The organism is Modestobacter sp. VKM Ac-2984 (genome assembly GCF_026967985.1).
GTDB lineage: Bacteria > Actinomycetota > Actinomycetes > Mycobacteriales > Geodermatophilaceae > Modestobacter.
Genome location: NZ_JAPVBJ010000001.1, coordinates 466,351 through 484,995, shown reverse-complemented (window position 1 = coordinate 484,995; position 18,645 = coordinate 466,351). Strand labels below are relative to the sequence as shown.

Sequence of the window (18,645 nt, the reverse complement as noted above, 5' to 3'; positions counted from 1 at the left end):
CCATGCTGGAGCTGGGCAAGAGCGGGTCGCACGGCACCGACCGGGGCATCGTCCCGGTGCTCTCCGACGGCGCCTTGGTGGCGACGCTGCGCGCCGCCACCTGGAAGGAGGCCGCCAACTGGAAGGAGGCCGCCACGGCCGAGGTGGGGGACCGGAATTGGGCCTTCCAGCGGGGGGGCACCCGTGAGCTGGTCGGTCGCTGGGCCCAGGAGCCGGCGGAGAGCGTGCGGCTGCGCGCCCACCAGGTCTCGGTCTGGAAGGACAGCTGGACGATGGAGCTCGACGGCCTGGCCGTCGACGTGGCGAGGACGTCGATCTGGAAGGGCACCCATCGCTACGAGAGCGGTGGCCGCCGGCTCGCCGAGAGCGGCACCACCGGCGGCTGGAAGCCGCGGCCCACGCTGACCACCGAGCCCGGCCTGCCGCTGGACTCGGCCGTCTTCCTGCTGTGGTTCGAGTTCGTGCTGGGCCGGCGGCGCATCGCCGCGGCGGCGGCCTGATGGCCGGGCGAGGGCGCATCCGCGCCGCGGACATCGCGACGGTCCGCGAGCGGACCAAGATCGACGAGATCATCGGCGAGCACCTGCAGCTCAAGCGCGCCGGTGGCGGGAGCCTCAAAGGGCTCTGCCCGTTCCACGACGAGAAGTCGCCGTCCTTCCAGGTCACTCCGTCGCGCGGGCTGTACCACTGTTTTGGTTGTGGGGTCGGTGGCGACGTCATTCGGTTCGTGCAGGAGATCGACCACCTGTCCTTCGCCGAGTCCGTCGAGCTGCTCGCCGGCCGCGCCGGGGTGCAACTGCAGTACGAGGACGACGGCGGCCGGGCCACCGCCGGGCCGAGCCGGGCGCAGGCCGGGCAGCGCGCCCGGCTGGTGGCGGCAAACACCGCGGCCGCCGAGTTCTACGCCGCCCAGCTGATGACGCCGGAGGCTGGACCGGCACGCTCGTTCCTCGCCGACCGTGGCTTCGACCGGCAGGTGGCCCTGGACTTCGGCTGCGGCTACGCCCCCGGCGGCTGGGACACCCTGACCCGGCACCTGCGCGGCCTGGGGTACACCCAAGACGAGCTGGTCACCGGCGGGCTGGCCAAGGAGTCCTCCCGCGGCACGCTGATCGACCGGTTCCACCGCCGGCTGCTCTGGCCGATCCGCGACCTGACCGGCGACGTCATCGGCTTCGGCGCCCGCAAGCTGATGGACGACGACCCCGGCCCCAAGTACCTGAACACCCCGGACACCCCGCTCTACAAGAAGAGCTCGGTGCTCTACGGGGTGGAGCGGGCCAAGCGCGACATCGCCCGCAACCACCAGGCCGTCGTCGTCGAGGGCTACACCGACGTGATGGCCTGCCACGTCGCCGGCGTGACCACGGCGGTGGCCTCCTGCGGCACCGCCTTCGGGCCGGAGCACATCAACGTGCTGCGCCGGCTGCTGATGGACCAGGACGAGTTCCGCGGGGAGGTCGTCTACACCTTCGACGGTGACGCGGCCGGCCAGGCGGCGGCGATGAAGTCCTTCAAGGAGGACCAGCGCTTCGTCGCGCAGACCTTCGTCGCCGTCGAGCAGGAGGGCCGCGACCCGTGCGAGCTGCGCCAGGCCCACGGGGACGCCGCCGTCCGTGACCTGATCGGCCGGCGCACGCCGCTGATCGAGTTCGTGCTGCGGACGCACCTGGCCGACTACGACCTAGACACCGTGGAGGGCCGGCTCGCCGCGCTGGACAAGACCGCACCGTTGCTCGCCCAGATCAAGGACCACGCGCTGCGACCGGCCTACGCCCGGCGGCTGGCCGGCCTGCTCGGCCTGCCCGACGAGAGCGAGGTCGTGGCGCGGGTGCGTCAGCTGGCCGGGGAGAACGGCGGCGAGCGCCCGAGGTCGCGCCCGCGCACGCCGCAGCGGACGCCGGACGACGCGGCGATCGAGGTCGAGCGGGAGGCGGTGAAGGCGGCGCTGCAGTGCCCGGAGATCGCCGGCCCGCAGTTCGACGCGGTCGAGCCGAGCTCGTACACGCACCCGGACTACGCCGCGGTCGCCGCCGCCGTGTCGGCGGCCGGGGGAGCGGCGGGGGCGACGACGAGCGGGGCGGCGTGGTTGGAGGAGGTGACGGCGCACTGCGACCGGGACACAGCCAAGGCGATGCTGACCGCGCTGGCCGTCGAGCCGCTGCATGCGGTGGGGGAGAACGATCCGACCTACGTCAACGCGCTGATGGCCCGGCTGCACGAGATGGCCACCGTCCGGGAGATCGCCGCGCTCAAGGGCAAACTGCAGCGGACCAACCCGATCGAGGCTCAGGACGAGTACATGCGGGCGTTCAAGAAGCTGATGGACCTCGAGCAGCTGGCGATCTCGCTGCGCAAGCGCGCCGCCGGCGGGCTGACCCCGTGAGCCTGTTGGCACGGGTGCGCGCGAAGTTCGCCCGCCCGCCGGAGCCGGTGCGCGCCGCCCTCGCCGGGGACGCCGACGAGCAGGTCCTGGCGTGGGGGGAGCGGGTCGACGGCGGGTGGACCGTGGCCACCTCGCGCGGGCTGCGCGTCGTCCCCGCCGGGTCTGGCGAGGCCACGCCCCCGCTGGCCTGGCACCAGATCGGCACCGCGCGGTGGGGCGCGGCCGGCGCGGGCGGCACGTTCGTGATCACGCCGCTGGTCGAGGTCGAGCCGGGAGTCCAGGCGCGCGAGGCGCCCCAGCGGCACGTGCTGCGCGAGGCCGGGGGGCTGCCGGGCGTGCTGCGGGCCCGGGTCGACCGGACGGTGGTCACCAGCAAGCGGCACCCGCTGCCCACCGGGGGCGGGGTGCTGCTGGTGGCCCGCCGGGTGCCCGGGCAGCCGGCGCGGGAGTGGACCGTCGTGTTCGACGACGACGCCGACCGGGACGACCCGGTGGCGCGTCAGGTCGCCCGCGAACGCCTGGCCGCAGCGGTGGACGCCGAGGACCCCAGCCGCTGACCCGGGGTCAGTTGCTGCCGGTCTCGTTCCCGAGCCGGTTCTTCACCGAGTCGACGGCGGCGTCGGCGCGGGCCTGGGCCATGCCGGCCGCGGTCTGCAGGCGCGGGTCGTCCTTGGCGTGGTTGTAGAAGCGGCGGATCTGCTCGTAGCGCTCGCGACCGGCCTTGGCGCCGAGGATGTAGCCGGCGCCGAAGCCGGCGATGAAGGACAGCTTGGCCACGGGGGACCTCCTGGGTTGGGCGGAAGTGATCACGCTACCGGCACCGACCGGTTCCGACCCGTCGAGCTCAGGACGCCGGGCTCAGCGCGCGCGGGTGGCCCGGCGCGTAGGCGATCCGGTCGCGGCCGGCCCGCTTGGCCTCGTACAGCGCGCGGTCGGCGGTGCTGAGCAGGGAGAGCACGGCTGCCACCGGGTCCTGGTCGGGCGCCGGTTCCGCGGTCACGACCCCGATGCTGACGGTCACCGGAGGCAGGTCGGGAACCGACCGGTCACGCACGGCCGCGTGCAGCCGCTCGGCAGCCCGGGTGACCTCCTCCGGTCCGGGGAAGTGGGCCACCCAGCCCAGCTCCTCCCCGCCGAGGCGCACGAGCAGGTCGTCGGCGCGGGCGATCCGGGTCATCGCGTCGGCCACCCCAGTCAGCACCCGGTCGCCGACGGCGTGCCCGTGGGTGTCGTTCACCGTCTTGAAGTGGTCGAGGTCCAGCACCATCACGGTCACCTGCTCGCCCGCCGCAGCGGCGGACGCCACGATCGACCCGGCCCGGGCTTCGATGCCGCGGCGGTTGGACAGCCCGGTCAGGGGGTCGGTGACCGCCAGGGTGCGGGCAAGGTCGCGGGCGGCCTGCATGCGGCGGACCAGCAGCGTGACCACCGTGATCGGGGCCAGGACCGCGACGACCATCGTGAGCGCGGCGTACACCCGGAGCAGCGGCGGGGTGGGCAGCGTGAGGCTGATCGCGACCACACCCGCCAGCGCGACCGCCGTGGTGGCGGCGACGCCCCGGCTCCGGAGCAGCATCGCGGCGGCCACCGGCACGACGACCAGCGCTGCAGCGCACAGCCAGCGGATGGTGATCTCCTGCTGGCAGAGGCCCTCGACGATCATCACCGTGCTGGCCGCGCCGATGATGACGGCGCCGTCCCGGGGCCCCAGCCGGCGGCGGACGGCGACGTAGCCGGCCATGCACCCCCAGATGGAGGCGCCGAGAGCGGCGAGCCGGGCGTCGGCGTGCGCGCCGACCGAGCGTTGGAAGCCGCTCACAACGAACAGCGGGATGCTGCCGGTCAGGCAGATGGCGAGGAGCGTGACGGCGCGCCACTCGATGTGGCGGCCCACGCGCGCCACCGCTCGCTCGCCCAGTTCCCGCATGCAGACAGCGTCGGCACCGGCTCCGCCTGCCTTGAGCGGCTTCACCCGGGTGGGTGGCCGAGGACGCGACCCGCCGGATGCCACCCCCGGCCCATCGCCGGGTCGGGGGTGGGGTAATCTCTGTGGGCGCGCGGGCACCACCCGCCGATCCCCCGTAGCTCAATTGGCAGAGCATGCGACTGTTAATCGCAGGGTTATAGGTTCAAGTCCTATCGGGGGAGCTCTGACCAGGGCTTATGGCTCTGGAGCTTCGAAGCAGGCATCATCAACTCATCGGAAACCGATGAGGGCAGGTGCCGCATGGGACGACCACCGCTGCCGGTGGGCACGTTCGGCAGGATCGGCTTCCTGCTCATGGCCAGCGGTGAGGTCCAGGCCCGCGCCCGGTTCCGGGACTTCGACGGCCGTACCCGGCTGGTGTCCAAGACCGGCATCAGCCGCGCTGCCGCCGAGCGGGCGCTGAAGACCGAGCTGGCCGCCCGCCGCGGCCCCGGGGGAGCCGGGGTGATCACCGCGAGTTCCCGGGTGTCCGCACTGGTGGAGGCGTGGCTGGACGCCGACCACGGCTGGTCGACCGGCACCGAGCGCACCTACCGCTCGGTGATCCGCACCTCTGTGCTTCCCGCCTTCGGCCAGCTGACGCTGCAGGAGGTCACCCCCGGCCGGGTCGGCCGAGCGCTCACTGCGATCGCCAAGAGCAGTGGGCCGGGTGCTGCCAAGACCGCCCGCGCCTGTCTGTCGGGCATGTTCTCTCTCGCCATCGACGACGGCGCGATTGCTGCCAACCCCGTGCGCGACGCCACCGTCCGGATCGACACCACCGCCAAGAAGGCACCCCGGGCGCTGACCGTCGAGCAGACCACCCGGCTGGTCGAGCTGTTCCGGGGGAGTGCCCGGGCGAACGAATTGGACGTCGTGGACCTGGTCGACTGGATGCTGGCCACCGGCGCCCGGATCGGCGAGGCAGTGGCCCTGCGGACGGGGGAGACCGCAGGCCGGCCGCTGCTGGACCTGGACGCCGGCACGTGGGAGGTCAACGCCACCGCGGTGCGGGTGCCCAAGCAGGGGATGGTCGTCCAGTCGCGGACCAAGACCGCCGCCGGCTGGCGGATCATTGCGGTGCCGGAGTTCGCGGTCGACATGGTGCGTCGCAGGCTTGCGTCACCCCACCGGCCGAATACCGAGCTGGTGTTCCCGGCGCCGTTCGCCGGGACGCTGCGCGACCCGAACAGCGTCTCGGGAGACCTACGCCAGCTGCTGGACTCCTTTGAGTGCGAGGCCTGCGACGGGACCGGCCTCCAGCCGGCGACGAGGACGTCGGCGACCGGCCGTCCCGTTCGCTGCACCGAGGGCCCGTGGTCGTGGGTCACCTCGCACACCTTCCGTAAGACCGTGGCCACCCGCCTGGACGAGGCCGGCTTCACCCCGCGCCAGGTGGCCGACCAGCTCGGCCACGCCAACCCCTCGATGACCTTGGACGTCTACTTCGGCCGCCAGGTGGTCAGCGCCGAGGCCGCCCGAGTGCTCGGCCGGTGACCGGTTGCCTGCCGGGCGGGGTCTTTGGTCGACACCGACCAGTACCGCGACAGCCACCCTTGGGCCCCCGCCGCTGCAGGTCGAGCAGGGCCTCAGCGTGTCCCTAAGCAGCCCACTCAGGGACACGCGAGGTCAAAGCCCGCCGGCCTCGATACTGTCCCCACGCCTCAGTGGTACGTCGCCGTCTCGATCCGCGCCCCGGGGCCGATGACCGACTCCGTCCTGGACCGCTTCATGGAATTCGGCCGCCCGATGACGAGCAGTGCGTCTGGGTAGATGACGAAGACAAGACCGTCCTCCACGCCACGATCGATCCCCGCCCGTGACTCAAACGCTGCTGTTCACGTGGGACGTGACATGGCCCAGGCCGCCATTCTGGTCCTCGGCTCTGCCGCCGATGTGGTGGACGTAGTGACTGTGGACGTCGACGACGAGAGCTGAGCCAATTTCCGCTGGACTCCCACGGCTCCCGAGATGTAGCAGGCCCTGAATCCGCCCTCCGGGCGGTGTCCCAGAGCGGCCCCTTAGGGACAGACCTTCTGAGGCGGTCAGGAGTCATCGCGCGGTGGCGAAGGTTGACGGCTCCTCGATCAACCGGTTCGTCTTCCGATCGCCCACTCGTCCGGGTCCATTCAGCGGGGGTCCCATGTCGACCGACCGCGAGACGTAGCGCTAAGCGCCGAACCGGCTGTCGCCTGCTGCACGCAGCCTGGGATGACCGGTAAGCCGGCCGGCACGTTAGAATGTCAGACAATTGCCAACTTACCAGTAGATGGCGACAATCTCTGTGTCGAGCAGTATCTCATGCGCTGGAAGACCCGTCGGCGTGGCGCTTGGCATGCCATCCGTGCGAACGAGGATCGTCTGACCTCTACTATCAAAACCGGCCACTCCTAAGGCCGTGCGACGCATCTCGACCGCCTCCTCCGGGGTGGCGGCGGGCTGACCTTCGGCCATGAGCGAATCGACTTGTCTGAAGACTCGACGGCGCGATTCAAGTGAGCCTATCCAACCGACGGAAGTGCCGGAGATCCGGTCAATCTCCTCTGCCTCGGCAACAGAGATCTCTCGATCGCGAGCCTTCGCTAGTAGCGATGCGTAAGCCCGCAGGGCCGCTGACTCATCGGTGCCGACGCCTGCCTGTGTTCCACCAGCATGGCGAGATTGGCCCAGCGCCGCCAGAGCCACCACGGAGAAATTTTGCAACTGCTCAGCGAGCTCTGGCGCGGCCTCCCTGAGGACATCGATCAACTTGACCGGCGTCCAGGACTGCACAAATCCTGACTGGGCAACCCTGCAAAGAAGACGATATTCCGCTCCCGTGAAGGCAATCCGCCGGATATCCTTCCAGAACAAACTTTCGTCCGCAACGCCTACAATATAGAGAGGGCTTAGCCCACCTTCGGCTGACGCGTCCGGCAACTGCGCCGAGATGCTGCGATGGATAATGAAGGGCTCCCCGTTGATCGTTAGCGCCTCGTAGTCAACGACTCTGCCCTTCAAAGGCACCAGTCCGGAGAGCAACTTCTGCAGGATGCGATTCACGGTCAACGCGTCGCTGAAGGCTGTCGGACTTACCTGTGGGAAGGCATCCAGTTCGCCGTCCAACAGGTCCGAGAACGCCGACACCAGCGCGCTCAAGCGAAACAGCGGATCCGCCTGGAGTTCAACGACCGCCTCAAGCAACCGCCCTCGGACCAGGTGCGTCGAGCTGGCTGGGGTAAGCCACCCTTCATCGATGAGGGAATCCCTGTGGTCCAAAATTGCCTGCCGGGTCGCGACCGCAGGAATGATGTCCCCGAGCTCCCGCGACCCAAGAAGAAAGCCATCCCTCTCCAGTCGAAAAAGATCTCGGAAGTTGGTCTGCACCGATGCTTGGCGGAGGACTTGGTTGCCAATGGAGTCGGTGGACTCCATTCGTGAACCGAGTTCCCCCTTGATTACCTTCAAATCCCCCTTGATCCCACCGGTTAGTCCGTAGGCCCTTGTAGACGACTGTGTGTCAGTGATCTCTGAAGCCAGCGGACCTAGCCTCGACGCAAGTAGGCTGTAGACACTGACTTCGTCAACGTAGACGAACTCGCGGAGAGGAGAATCCTCATGCTCCGCCGCCCTCGCGATTCTTCGGTCGCGACGACCACGCCCAAACAAGCGACTCCATAGACTCACCGCTTTTCAACCTGCCCCTCAGAGACTCGTCGACGCTGCGCCGCAGCTTCGAAACCGGCTAAATAGTCTTCGTCAACAATCGATGCGCGCCCGTCCGCGACCGCGAAAAGTGCAGCTTCGCTCCAAATAACCGACAACTCCGCAGGGGACCATCCCTCTGTCTCGCCGGCCACCACATGGTGCGAGAGAGGTCCGCGAGTTTCGAGACGGGACGACGAGACCCTCAATATTGCTTCGCGGGCCGACTTGTCCGGAAGAGGAAAGCGCATCTCCCAGTCGAACCGCCCCGGTCTCCTGAGAGCCTCGTCGAGGTCTTGGGGCCGATTTGTGGCTGCAATGACGACCACGTTGTTCGCAGCGTTAAAGCCGTCCATAAGCGTGAGAAGCTGAGCCACCACCCGCCGAGACGCCTCATGCGCCTCGCTGGTACGCCTTCCCGCCACCGAGTCGATCTCATCAAAGAAAATGATTGCTCGCTCCTGCTTCGCTGCGTCGGCGAACAGCACGCGGAGTATGCGCTCACTCTCTCCGTACCACTTGCTGAAAACCTGTGGACCACTCACCTCGTAGAATGTCGCCTCCGCGCGACTCGCTATTATGCGCGCCAGCATAGTCTTTCCTGTTCCCGGTGAGCCGACGAACAACACTCCCTTGATGGGCCGCGCTCCGATTGTCGCAAGAGCTTCCCGGTGGAGCAGAGGAAACTCGACCAACTGGCGGGCTCGTCGAACCACGTCCGACAGTCCCCCGAAATCGTCAAAGTCCAGGTCGGAGGAGACGTCCTGCTTGAACAGTTCGACGATCACTTCGTCCGAAACCGAGTCGTCGACGATGCGGAGCGGTTCTTCGGACAGTACATCAACCACACCTGCACGGTCAGATACTTCAACAGTCTGACCGACGCGCCAGTTTCCGCCCTTGTCCTTATCGTCAATCAATTGCCAACGGCCGCCAGTGTCCAGGACCGTCTTACCTTTGGCTCGCAACTTGACAACACCGACCCATGAGTCGTTTGGCCATAATTCTGGAGGCGCGGGGCGAACTTCTACGCCACCCTCTTCGCGGGGACGAATAAAAATGACGTCACCCACTTCGTAATGTATGCCGCCAGCATCGCGCCCGAAAAAGAACGCACCCCCGCGCAAGACTCCGTGGAGTTCGCGCCTGTCGGCCGATAGGAAGCGCACCAGCCCAAGCTCACCCGGAAAAGAGAGCTCCTCCAGCGTGTCGGCGTCCTCAGTCATGAGAACACTGTCGCATCCCGCAGCGACAGATCCCGGGCCCCCGGAAGGTTCGCGCAGGAGGAGCGGCGTGGGAGGCACGGCCGTACGTCGGGGGCGGTGAGCCAGTCCCGACTCCTTCGTCTCGGAGGAGTCTCTCGAGCCGATCAGGTCGAGGTCCGCAGCTAGGTGCCGAGCGGCCTCGTTAGCGCTCGGTCGCCAGCGCAGTCGGGCACGTGACTAGCCTCCGCGTGGGCCCAACGCGCGATGGCCCGCTCGAATCACCAGAGGGGGAGACATCGGTTGCCCGACGCAGACAACACCGCCCGCGGTCAGCTGACGGACGTGCTCAAGCAGCTCAACGCCGTCATCCATCGACTGCCCGCAGCCGAGGATGCCCTTGCGGCCTACGAGCAGCGCCCAGGCCGGGACTTCGCGCTCGACGAGGTGCAGCGGTCGCTCAGCGCCCTACACGAGTCATTGCAGATGGCCTACCTCCAGGTGGAGTCCGCAGCTGTCGTCGTCGATAAGGACCAGCCCGTCGACGTCGCCTATGGCAACGGGAAGCCATGGGGTGGCCCGCAGCGACCTCACTACGTTCTTGGCCTGGCCGACCGGGCAGCCAATGGCACCGCCCGGGCCACGACGTCCTACCGGCGGCGGCTGAGGGACGGCCAACTCGCCGAGTCGATGGACCCCACCTGCCCCCATACGCGCTACGGCCAACCGTGCACCAGTGAACGGGTCAATCGTGCCGACGGCACCCGCGCCGCCGCGTGCTGGCCTCATTTGACGCCAGAGCAGAAGCAGGAAATCAGCGTTGAGCGCGATAAGGCGATAACGGCCAACGCCTGCTCGGAGTGTGGAGCCGCCGCCGGGGAGAAGTGCGTCCGGAACGGCAAACCCGCATCCATCCACCAGCGACGCCTCCACGCCCCTCAAGGAGCGAGTTCCTGACGCGACGCCGTCGAGCAGGCGGGGGAGACCATGCAGCGTGACCAGCCACGCCCTCAGTTGGACCACGCCATACTGCCGCGACAAGCATCGTCGCCCTAAAGCCGCCAGACGAATGGGCGTCTGCGCGGACGGGAAACCCCAGACCTCCGTCTCCTCAGCGGGCGCCGCGCCGCGCCCCGGCGACCTTGGTCTCCCACCACCGGTCGCACTCCGCCTCGTCGTAGAGCACCCGACGACCGATCTTGATGCCGCAAGGACCGACGCCAACGTGACGCCAGTAGCGAACCGTGGCCGGGCTGGTGCGGAACCGGGCGGCGACTTCCTCGGTGGTCAGCAGACGAACGGTCATGGCATCTCCTCGGACGACGACGAGCGGAGCTGGTCGCTTGGAGGAGGCGCTGGCGTCGTGCGGTTGCTGCCAGCAGCGTTGGGGTGACATCGGACTGGCTGGCGTCACCCCCGGCTGACTGACCACGTCACCCCGGCGGCGTGGTCAGTGCGGGCGGGATGCTGTCCGGCTGCGGATGTAGAGGCGGCGGGTCATCGAAACGCTAATCGTGGTTAGGGCGGCGGACATCTCGTCCAGGTCCCGGTTGTAGACGCGGCCGGTGTCGAGCTGGGTGAGGAGCTCACTGAGCAGGCGGGGCCAGTCGTGGCGGGTCGGCGGGATGGGCAGCGGAATCTCGACGCGTCTTTCGACGACCTGGACTGCCGAGCGTCCGGAGGCGGCGGCGCGAGTTTGCTCCCAGGCTCGCTGCCGGCAGGACGCCGAACACCACTTCGGGAGACGTCCCGTCGCCTTGACGGTGATCGGGCCTCCACACCACCCGCACGTCGACGCGGCGCGCCGCCGGGCCTGGGCGGCGGACTCGACCGGTTGCGTTGAGTCCGGTGCCCTCTCACCGGATTGTGAAGAGTTCGACCGCCGCGCCTGCAGCCTCGTTGCTCGGCGTTGCGCCTCGAACCGCATCGATGCATTCCGGCGCCTACTCATGCTGGCCACTGTCCGGATGGACGTCCCAGCCGACGTCACCCCGATGCGTCACGACGCAACAGCAGGCCTGGGTGCAGGAGGTGTGTCGGCTGGCTCGGTGTGGTCGGTCAGGTGGTGACGTCGGCCGGGGTGAGGCGTCGGTTGCCGCTGGGTCTGGGATGTCCTTGGGCGTCCACGGTCGAGCCGCTTCCGGTGCTGGAAGGGTGGCCTTCTAGGAGGAGCGATGGCGGCGGCTGGGGGGCGGATTATCCGCGCGCCGGCCGGCCCGTCAACCCGAGAGGCCCGCCGGGGCGTGGCTGCCGTGCAGCCTCTGCAAGAGACGTCGGCTTGACGGTGGGCACCGCCACTGCAATGACGACTGTCGGAGGTTGATCGCGGCATCCGCGGAGGAGCGTTGAGCGAGCCCCGCGCGGTGAGGCAGCCCGGCCACAGCGGCCATCTGACCCTCTGACTCGATGGGGTGACGGAGCGCGACATGATCCCTGTCGCTTGCGATTTTCGCAACCACCAGCGTAGAGTGCAGGCATGGAACTTGACATCACCGTCGCTCGTGTGCGTGGCGTAATCGAAGGTTCCGGTCTCACGCAGGGTGAGTTTGCAGCCCGAGCAGGCCTTGACGCCTCGAAGATGTCGAAGGCCTTGGCTGGGGTAAGAAAGTTTTCATCGCTCGACCTGGCAAATATCGCCACTGTGGCAGGAGTCTCGGTCGACTACCTGCTCGGGGTCGATAGTCCGCAGCCAGCTCTTGCAGCGCGCGCCGCAGCTCGCAGTCAGGAGATTTTGAGCAGTGCCGTGCAGGAGGCACGTCGCCTCGCCGGTTTTCGGGCGGACCTGGCGTTCATCGGGGTGCAAGCTCCCGTGCGGCGCCCTTTGAAGCAGCCGGGTGGCTGGAGTTGGTTGGCGCAGGCCATGGATCTGGCGAACGAGGCTCTTGAGCGCCTCAGCGAAGATCGACCCGAGGAGCCTGAATCGTTCGAGGCTGCGCTGGAAAGAGCCTTTGGAGTCGATGTCGCGCGTGTCAAGACTGACGACGGCTGCGACGGGCTCGCGTGGCGCGACGATCATTGCATGCTGATCGTGGTGGGAACCACAGATAGTGCAAGTCGTCAGCGATTCACTATGGCGCATGAGCTCTGCCATCTTCTTGTAGGTGACGATCAGGCACTACACGTCGACGACGACGTAATGCATGCGTCCGACGTCACGGAGAAGCGGGCAAATGCTTTTGCGGCCGCACTATTGATGCCTGAGACGCAGCTGCGGGAGTGGGCCGCGGGCTTGTCCGACAGTGAGCCATCTGATGTTGAGTTCGCCGAACTCGTCATGTCGCTTCGAGTTTCCCCTAGTGCTCTGTCCTGGCGGCTGTTGAACCTCGGCCTAGTCTCCGAAAGTCGTCGTAAGCAGCTGGCCCGATACTCCACCGCTGCGTGCGCTCAGCTGGCGGGGGCTGGCGGTTTATTGGCCCGCCTTACCGAAGAGAGCCAGCGAGAGAGAGTCCCGGCAGGGCTCATTCAGGATGTTGCCAATGCCTATTTGAATGGCAAGATGACAATGCGGCCGTTCGCCAACTTGCTGCGCACTGACGTCAACGCGCTGCGTCACATCCTCGAGCAAGTGGATGGAACAGAGGTGGAGCGAACCGCCGACGAGCCGGCGTTCGCTCCGTGAGTGACTGGCTATTTCCCGATAACACGGTCCTGTGCAACTTTGCGGCGGTCGGCGAACTAGATCTTCTCGAATCTGTGCTTCGTGGACGGGGTCGTTGGACGGAGGCAGTCGAGCAAGAGGCTCGTCAGTCCGCTGCCTGGCTGCCCTCCCTCGGGCGTCCGCTTCCTTGGCTCGGGCAGCCAGTCGAGGTAACGGAGACGACAGAGATCCGATCGATCGAAGGAATCCGTCGGGCTGTTTTCGGCGGCTCAGGTGACGAGCCGACCAAACATCTGGGTGAAGCACAGACTTGCTATCTGTTGCAGACCAGGGCCGAGTTTAGGTCGTCCTGGTGGGTTAGCGACGATCGAGAGGCCGTCCGTTATGCGCGAGCCCAGGGCATAACGACTCGCGAGACGTGCGACGTGCTTGCTGAGGCAGCTTCGATGGGCGACGTAACCGAGGATGGTGGTTACGCGATCCTTAGAGCTATGGAGGCAGCGGGACGCCACCTTCGGATTCCACTGCGTAGTCAGTTCCCGTAACGCTATCAACAGTGCGCATCGACCGCGCAGCCCACCGTTGATGCACAACATCAGCTGAAGCTTCGCGCACAGTGTGCAGCCCGTCCCTACTTTGTTGTTCTCGGAGCTTGCGGCTGACTGCTATCTTCGTGCCCGCGGCGGGCATCCGCCGACTCCGCCGGCTCGACGTATGCCCGCGTCGGGCGGCTCGTTGCGCGCTTCATTCCGTGCCCGCTACGTGCCCGTAGCGATAGCGGATGGGGGGCATGAACGGTGATCAGCGGTGAAGGCTACAACGCGCTGAGCTGTGGATTTGTTGCATCCCGCTAGTCGCGGACGAGATGCCAGCATTCTTGAAAGTTGCTAGCCATTGGGCAATGGTGCAGTCTAACGCCCTGTCGGTCATTTGCTACAGCGGACCGCTGCAGGAGAGGCAGGAGAGGGAGTAGTTGGCCGGTTAGGCCAGGTCCTCGAGAGTTACACCGCGGCAGCGCTGGTTGTGCCCGTCGCTCCGCCATCGGCTCTCTCAGTGGGAGACCGCCGGTGAGCCTCCTGCCGACCCCGACCGTCGTGACTACGAGCGGAGCCGCTCCGCCTCGTCGATCATGGCTTCAACGATCCCTAGCAGCTGCTGGGCCTCGTCCTGGTCGATCGCCAACGGTCGCTCGGCGTAACGAGCGACGTTGCGTTGCTCAGCGAGTCGATCGAAGGTGGTCAGGTATTCGGCGGGCGTATCGCCATATCGGACCTGGCCTTTCAGCCACTCGTGCCGACCCCGATGGCGCTGGCCCTGGTTCTTCGGCTGCTGCCAGCCTCCAAGCAAGGCCATGACCAGGATCGCCAGCTCGGCAGCTGCATGGAGGTCCTCGACTGCGGGCGGGAGTTGGTCCTCGTGGCCCAGGTTGAGCTGTGCTGAGCGCCAGAACTGCCGGGCTCGCTCGATGACAGCACCCACGGCCTCCCGGTTGCGCCGGAAGTCGAAGACGACGACGCGGCCCTCCTGGGCCGTGACGAAGCAGCTCCAGGCAGCGTCAGGATGGACGTTGGTGGGCCAGAGGTTGGTGATCTGGCCTACGAAGACATCGGTCGGATCAACAACCTGAGCGTCTTCGCCCGCTACTGCTACAAAGTCCACCTCGTCGTTCAGTCGCACTTCGACGTCGCCTCCCTCACTGAGGGGCAGGACGATCAGAGCCTGAGCGACCGCAGCCGGAGCAGCATCGCCGCGGGCAGAAAGCTCGGCGTCTATCCAGACACGGTGGAGCTCCCCAACGACGTTGGGGACGAACTGCGGATGATGAGCGTCCGGGTCGCCCTCGCGGACGAACCCAGTCGTCACCACATGTGCCTTGATCAACTGATCGTCGGTGCCTGCGTCGGCTGGCTCAGCGACCAACGGTGTTGCCTCCTGCGTGTTCGGCTCGCGTCCAACGGGTTGTGCTCGCATTGGGCCCTGCCCGAAGGCTAGTTCCCCCGAGCGTGACGACGTGCTCATGTTGCACCGGCCGATGTTGGCTGGAGCGAGGGCCAGGATCCGTCAGGCAACGTGGTGACGAAGCCTTCGCCAGGACCGCTGACGTCCCAGCCAGTGGGGTCTCCGCCAACGGCCCGAGCTCGCGCGACGAGGTCGGGCAGTCGTTCCAGCAGCGGACCGAAGGTGCTGAAGACGGCGGTGTCGTGGCGCTGGTCGCCCTTGGTGCGCCGCACTCGGTCTGCTGCGTCCGCGTCGGTCACGACGACGTGGCAGTAGGGGATGGCCAAGCTGAGCGCGTCGATGTCGTAGAGGTCGTTGAGCTCCCATGTCCGCTGGGCGTTGCGGAACAGGGCAGCCTTCATGTCTGCCGCAAGGCGCATCGAGGGAATGCGATCTGAGAACGCCATCATCTTGGCGCGACCGGAACCGGGGCGCTGGAGGTCGATCCCTAGCGCCCGCTCAAGAGGTAGGCGGTACTCGGCCAGTACCTCGTTGAACAGGTCGAGGTGCTCATGGCACAACTCCCGGGCCATGACTTGCACTCGCATCTCGGTGGCGCTGGTGCGCTGTCGGTCGCGCAGTAAGGAGACGTACAGCTCCTCCCAGGCGAGGCGACTAGCAGCCATTGCCTCGGTGGCCTCGGGCATGTAGCCGTTCTTGCGCAAGGTGGCGACCTCATCGTCGGCGGGGCCGGCGATCAGCAAGGTCTCTCCCAGCTGCGCGCACTTGCGTTGCAGCGCTCCTACGCCCGGGAGCTGTTTTTCGGTGGTTTTGGCTCCTGTGGTGGCGTCGCGGACCGTCATTAGGCCTTGCTTGCCAGTGAAAGCGAACGCCGCGCCGAGACCCAGCGGTTCGGGTGGCGTCGGGCGGAAGGCCGGGCGCTCGAAGGTCTCGTGCATGGCGTTGAGCATCTGGTGGCGCATCAGCTGGCGTCCGCCCCGCAGGGTCCGGAAGTACGAGACCGAGGCCATCACCCTCGCCAGGTTGTGACGCTGGGCGGGGTCTTTGATCTTGAAGGTCTCGAAATAGTGCACGGGCGAGAGTGGGAAGGCGACGCCGGCCGCGGCCGCGTCGCGCAGCGCGGCGAGCACCTTGGGGTCATCGGGTCGACGGGGCTTTCCTGCAACCGCTTTCGCCATGTCAATCCACACCCACTGATCGAGGTAGACCGACGGCCGGCTGGTGTGCAGGTTGATGGACGCCACGGCTGGCGACGTTAGAGCTCCACTACGACAACCTCGGCTGGCGCTCGCGAGGTCTCCCCGGCGGTGCACGGCAGCTAGAGCCGGGCAGGCGGGTCGATGGGCAGTCGAAGCCGACGCCTTCGGGGGTGGGGAGACCACCCGAGCTGTCGCGTCCAGCGATCCTGCCAACCACTTGCCGCAGCAGCTGCGGTGACCGAAAGACGGTCCCGGCCATCTCGTCTCCGCTCAGCGACAAGTGGGCTCCCGCTGCTCGGGAACTTCGCAGCCGATCAGCCCTGGTACGTGGTGCAGCAAAAACCCAAGGCGGGCACGCCGAGGATGTCGGTGTAACTGAGGGGTGGCGCTTGGTCCCTTCGACGGAGGCAGGCGTCCGAAAGCCACGGCGCTGAAAACGGGCAATGCCAGCAGCGCAGCCGGCATGGGGAGGTCAGCGAGTGGTGCCACGGTGGTGGCCAAAGCGCGTCGTACAGGGGCGTTCACTGATGTTCCCGGACAACCGGTCGAGCCGCTGAGCTGCGGCAACGTTCCGTAGTGGACGACCGCGGACCCCCACCAGCCGTCCTGGCAGTGTGGGGGTCAGGGGTTCGAGTCCCCTCAGCTCCACCCCGATGACCAGGCCGTTCTCCTTCTGGAGGACGGCCTGAGTCGTCTCTGGTTGCAGTTGTGGTTGTAGTTTGCCCACCCTCACCTGGCAGCAGCAGGGCGCTCATCCGGTCGGCGGCCTCGCGGGCCAGTGCCGGCAGGGCGTGGCTGTAGATGTTTATCGTGGTGCGCATCTGGCTGTGGCCGAGCAGCTCCATGACGACCCGCGGGTGGACGTTCTCGCTCAGCACCAGCGTCGCGGCGGTGTGTCGGCCGTCGTGCAGACGGACGTGGCGGACGCCGGCCTTCTGGAGCAGGCGGGTCCAGTCGTCGTAGTCGGAACTTCCTGCGATCGGCCGTTGGCCTGGGCGAAGACCAGGTCCTCGTCGTGCCCCTCGGAGCCGGCCAGCATCCGCTCGCCGAGCTGGGCGGCCTTGTGCTCCTGCAGCGCGGCGAGCAGGGGCAGCGGCAGCGCTGGCTGGGGCGGGTCTTCGGCTCCTCGTAGACCAGCCCGTCGCCGCGGACGCGGTGGATGCTGCGCCGCACGGTGAGGGTGCCGGCCAGCGGGTCGATGTCCTTCCACTGCAACGCCAGTTCCTTGGGCTGGCGCAGGCCAGGGCGAGCGCGACGGTTCAGCGGGCGGAGTTGCGCGCGGTGGCGGTCGCTTCCAGGACGGCGCGGACCTCGCCGGGGCTGAGGGCGGTGGCGATGTCGCTGGCGCGCTGGGCGGGCGGGTCGACGACGGCGGCGACGTTGCGGGGGACGTGGCCGCGCTGGACCGCGACGGTGAGCGCCCGAGACAGGATCCGGTGGTGCCGGAGCACTGAGGCGGGGGAGTAGCCGGCGTCCAGCAGGGCGGTGTAGACCTGGTCGAGGTGCTCAGGCCGCAGCCGGTCCATCCGCTGGCGTCCGATGCCGGGGATCAGGTGCTTGCGGAGGGCGGACTCGTAGCTCTCCAGCTTCCGCCGGCGCACGCGGCGCGGCGCGATGTGGTCAGCCAGTGCTCGAGCCGCATCTAGGCGTGGCCGAACACCTGTCCAGCGCGACTGGGTTCCGTTATCATATTGTGATAAATCCGGACGACCCAAGTTCTGTAGCCCTCGTAGAATGTGTCATGCCTCACGTCAACAGGTGGGGCACCCGTGCAGTGGGGCGCCTCACCGGGTCAGGCCCGCTTTCTCACCTTAGGACTGCTTGGGGTGAAGCGAGGTCTGGGGCGGGGCTACCCCCATCTCCAGTGGCAGTAGGGGGAAGCACGTGGCTCTTCTTGGTCGACTGGTCATCGTAATCGCAGTTTTCATCGCCGGATCCCTTGTTCTTGGAGGAGTCCCAGCGGGCGCGGACGGCGTAAGCCGCATCTCCGCCTCCGACTCCAGTGGGGCCAACCTCCGCCCCTGCCCGACCTCCCAACCCGCACAGGGTGCTACCGACTGCCAGGGCGCCGTTGACTTCCTGCCCAACGGCTCGCCCATCGAAATGCTCTGTTGGACGGAGGGCGTGAAGCCCTATGGCGAGACGTCCTCTTCCAGGTGGTTCTGGGTCCGGGAGCTGGAGGGTGCGCCTCATCCTGATACCGAGGCCTACGTCTGGTCGGACCTGGTTGTCAACCAGACAGAGACACCGCGGTGTACGGACGAGGAGAGTCGGTACTACGTGCGGATCACCCCGCCGGTGCTCGGCTTGGGGCAGGGAGCTCTCGCCCCGGGTGGCGGGTACCGCTACCTGGTGACGTTGAACAACATGGGCGCGGATCGGGACGTCACTATCACCTGCTACGACACGGTGTCCCCGAACGGGTTCTACACGTTCACTATGCACACCGACGCTTCTGGCTACGCCTCTGCCGGCGATCAGTGTTTCAGCGGAGACTACGGCCAGCACTGGGTGACTGCCGACGAGGGATTGGTCACCTCGAACACCGTGACCTGGTAGCCGCGCCTGGCGGCATGCGCTCCACGTCGTCACTTTGTGCTGCCGGCTAGTCACGGCGATGCCGCTCCGAGGTGTTGTCTCCCGAGTGAGGG

The 18,645-nt window shown here is 67.4% G+C and carries 15 protein-coding genes, 2 tRNA genes and 1 pseudogene; 9 read left to right on the top strand and 9 right to left on the bottom strand.

Annotated elements, in window-relative coordinates; genetic code table 11:
- Positions 1-2 precede the first annotated feature (2 nt).
- From O2W16_RS02300 to O2W16_RS02290, 3 genes are read left to right on the top strand one after another with little or no spacing between them, the layout of a single operon-like run.
- Positions 3-500: a hypothetical protein gene (locus O2W16_RS02300; protein ID WP_269157179.1), complete on the top strand. Its 498-nt coding sequence runs from the start codon at positions 3-5 to the stop codon at positions 498-500.
- Positions 500-2,386 (top strand): DNA primase, encoded by a 1,887-nt coding sequence (gene dnaG, locus O2W16_RS02295; RefSeq protein WP_269157178.1) that lies wholly within the window; start codon positions 500-502, stop codon positions 2,384-2,386. Before O2W16_RS02300 ends, dnaG begins: the two co-directional genes overlap by 1 nt.
- Positions 2,383-2,943, top strand: coding sequence for a hypothetical protein (locus tag O2W16_RS02290; RefSeq protein ID WP_269157177.1), 561 nt, complete (start codon positions 2,383-2,385; stop codon positions 2,941-2,943). Before dnaG ends, O2W16_RS02290 begins: the two co-directional genes overlap by 4 nt.
- Positions 2,944-2,950: 7 nt before the next feature.
- Here O2W16_RS02290 and O2W16_RS02285 read toward each other — a convergent pair whose 3' ends face one another.
- Entirely contained in the window at positions 2,951-3,163 is a 213-nt protein-coding gene (locus tag O2W16_RS02285) for a hypothetical protein (RefSeq protein WP_269157176.1), read from the bottom strand.
- Between the two features lie 67 nt (positions 3,164-3,230).
- Positions 3,231-4,313, bottom strand: a complete 1,083-nt coding sequence (locus O2W16_RS02280) for a GGDEF domain-containing protein (RefSeq protein ID WP_269157175.1) — start codon at positions 4,311-4,313, stop codon at positions 3,231-3,233.
- 148 nt (positions 4,314-4,461) lie between these two features.
- Here O2W16_RS02280 and O2W16_RS02275 point away from each other — a divergent pair.
- Positions 4,462-4,534: transfer RNA gene (locus O2W16_RS02275), tRNA-Asn, on the top strand.
- 79 nt (positions 4,535-4,613) lie between these two features.
- Positions 4,614-5,849, top strand: coding sequence for a site-specific integrase (locus O2W16_RS02270; protein ID WP_269157174.1), 1,236 nt, complete (start codon positions 4,614-4,616; stop codon positions 5,847-5,849).
- 762 nt (positions 5,850-6,611) lie between these two features.
- On the opposite strand, the gene O2W16_RS02265 is transcribed toward O2W16_RS02270, so the two are convergent.
- Together O2W16_RS02265 and O2W16_RS02260 are read right to left on the bottom strand one after the other, a co-directional pair.
- A complete protein-coding gene (locus O2W16_RS02265; RefSeq protein WP_442928893.1) occupies positions 6,612-8,018 on the bottom strand; it encodes a DUF6414 family protein in 1,407 nt (468 codons plus the stop codon).
- Complete coding sequence (locus O2W16_RS02260) at positions 8,015-9,262, bottom strand: ATP-binding protein (protein ID WP_269157172.1); 1,248 nt, start codon at positions 9,260-9,262, stop codon at positions 8,015-8,017. The genes O2W16_RS02265 and O2W16_RS02260 overlap by 4 nt, the downstream gene beginning before the upstream one ends.
- A gap of 279 nt (positions 9,263-9,541) precedes the next feature.
- Here O2W16_RS02260 and O2W16_RS02255 point away from each other — a divergent pair, with 279 nt between their 5' ends.
- The gene (locus O2W16_RS02255; protein WP_269157171.1) at positions 9,542-10,195 is read left to right on the top strand and encodes a hypothetical protein; all 654 of its coding nucleotides are present in this window, start codon (positions 9,542-9,544) and stop codon (positions 10,193-10,195) included.
- Between the two features lie 154 nt (positions 10,196-10,349).
- Here the strand turns inward: O2W16_RS02255 and O2W16_RS02250 are convergent, their stop codons facing one another.
- The gene (locus tag O2W16_RS02250; protein WP_269157170.1) at positions 10,350-10,544 is read right to left on the bottom strand and encodes a helix-turn-helix transcriptional regulator; all 195 of its coding nucleotides are present in this window, start codon (positions 10,542-10,544) and stop codon (positions 10,350-10,352) included.
- A gap of 1,170 nt (positions 10,545-11,714) precedes the next feature.
- Here O2W16_RS02250 and O2W16_RS02245 point away from each other — a divergent pair.
- Positions 11,715-12,857 carry a helix-turn-helix domain-containing protein gene (locus O2W16_RS02245; RefSeq protein WP_269157169.1) on the top strand — a complete coding sequence of 381 codons (1,143 nt, stop codon included), beginning with the start codon at positions 11,715-11,717 and terminating at the stop codon, positions 12,855-12,857.
- A 1,077-nt stretch (positions 12,858-13,934) separates the two neighbouring features.
- Here the strand turns inward: O2W16_RS02245 and O2W16_RS02240 are convergent.
- Together O2W16_RS02240 and O2W16_RS02235 are read right to left on the bottom strand one after the other, a co-directional pair.
- Complete coding sequence (locus O2W16_RS02240) at positions 13,935-14,756, bottom strand: HEPN domain-containing protein (protein WP_269157168.1); 822 nt, start codon at positions 14,754-14,756, stop codon at positions 13,935-13,937.
- Between the two features lie 95 nt (positions 14,757-14,851).
- Positions 14,852-16,039 carry a hypothetical protein gene (locus tag O2W16_RS02235; protein WP_269157167.1) on the bottom strand — a complete coding sequence of 396 codons (1,188 nt, stop codon included), beginning with the start codon at positions 16,037-16,039 and terminating at the stop codon, positions 14,852-14,854.
- A gap of 523 nt (positions 16,040-16,562) precedes the next feature.
- Between O2W16_RS02235 and O2W16_RS02230 the strand changes: the two genes are divergently transcribed.
- Positions 16,563-16,642, top strand: a tRNA-OTHER gene (locus tag O2W16_RS02230).
- A gap of 149 nt (positions 16,643-16,791) precedes the next feature.
- On the opposite strand, the pseudogene O2W16_RS21635 reads toward O2W16_RS02230, so the two are convergent.
- A pseudogene (locus O2W16_RS21635) lies at positions 16,792-16,974 on the bottom strand (tyrosine-type recombinase/integrase); the annotation flags it as partial.
- Between the two features lie 279 nt (positions 16,975-17,253).
- Positions 17,254-17,595, bottom strand: a complete 342-nt coding sequence (locus tag O2W16_RS02225) for a hypothetical protein (protein WP_269157166.1) — start codon at positions 17,593-17,595, stop codon at positions 17,254-17,256.
- A 523-nt stretch (positions 17,596-18,118) separates the two neighbouring features.
- Here O2W16_RS02225 and O2W16_RS02220 point away from each other — a divergent pair.
- A complete protein-coding gene (locus O2W16_RS02220) occupies positions 18,119-18,553 on the top strand; it encodes a hypothetical protein (RefSeq protein WP_269157165.1) in 435 nt (144 codons plus the stop codon).
- The last annotated feature ends 92 nt before the right edge of the window (positions 18,554-18,645 follow it).

Coding starts and splice junctions, on each gene's coding strand:
- O2W16_RS02260 (WP_269157172.1), bottom strand. CDS start 9,262: ATGACTGAGGACGCCGACACGCTGGAGGAGCTCTCTTTTCCGGGTGAG.
- O2W16_RS02280 (WP_269157175.1), bottom strand. CDS start 4,313: ATGCGGGAACTGGGCGAGCGAGCGGTGGCGCGCGTGGGCCGCCACATC.
- O2W16_RS02250 (WP_269157170.1), bottom strand. CDS start 10,544: ATGACCGTTCGTCTGCTGACCACCGAGGAAGTCGCCGCCCGGTTCCGC.
- O2W16_RS02300 (WP_269157179.1), top strand. CDS start 3: ATGCTGGAGCTGGGCAAGAGCGGGTCGCACGGCACCGACCGGGGCATC.
- O2W16_RS02245 (WP_269157169.1), top strand. CDS start 11,715: ATGGAACTTGACATCACCGTCGCTCGTGTGCGTGGCGTAATCGAAGGT.
- dnaG (WP_269157178.1), top strand. CDS start 500: ATGGCCGGGCGAGGGCGCATCCGCGCCGCGGACATCGCGACGGTCCGC.
- O2W16_RS02270 (WP_269157174.1), top strand. CDS start 4,614: ATGGGACGACCACCGCTGCCGGTGGGCACGTTCGGCAGGATCGGCTTC.